Genomic DNA, 425 nt, shown 5'->3' with positions numbered 1-425 from the left:
CCGCGAACGCCAAAGGCCTCCGTCAGATGCAGCGAGCCGTCGCCGCCGGCTGCGACCGGCAGATAGACGGCATCGGTCGTCGCACCGAACCCGATGCTCTGATAGGCGCCGAAGGCGCTGGCGCTGCCGAAGATGGCAAAGCTCGGCGAGGTTGAAGCCGATGAGATGACGTACTTCGTCGCCCCCTTGGAATAGCTCGCGTCCATCTTGATGTCGTCGCCGGGACCGGTCGGGATGTTCTTGATCTGCAACGCCGCCATCACCGCGCCGCCCCACGAGGTGTCGGGATGTCCGGAAAGCTCGGATGCTCCGGTCGGCGCCGCGCCTGGCAGGCCGACGGCGCCCGCTGGCGCTCCAAGGGCGTTCAGGACATTGTAGGAGGCATTGACCTCATGCGCCGCGGCGGAAATCTGGAACAGACCCCA

Annotated in this window: 1 protein-coding gene; it reads right to left on the bottom strand. The window is 66.4% G+C overall.

What is annotated here, in order from left to right; translation table 11 throughout:
* Positions 1-425: porin (locus OZ411_RS43125; protein ID WP_282532830.1), on the bottom strand; the 425-nt coding region annotated here is incomplete at both ends.

It is taken from the genome of Bradyrhizobium sp. Arg237L (assembly GCF_029990105.1).
Taxonomy (GTDB): Bacteria; Pseudomonadota; Alphaproteobacteria; order Rhizobiales; family Xanthobacteraceae; genus Bradyrhizobium.
The sequence above is the reverse complement of the archived record's forward strand: the minus strand, read 5'-3'. Positions and strand labels throughout refer to the sequence as shown.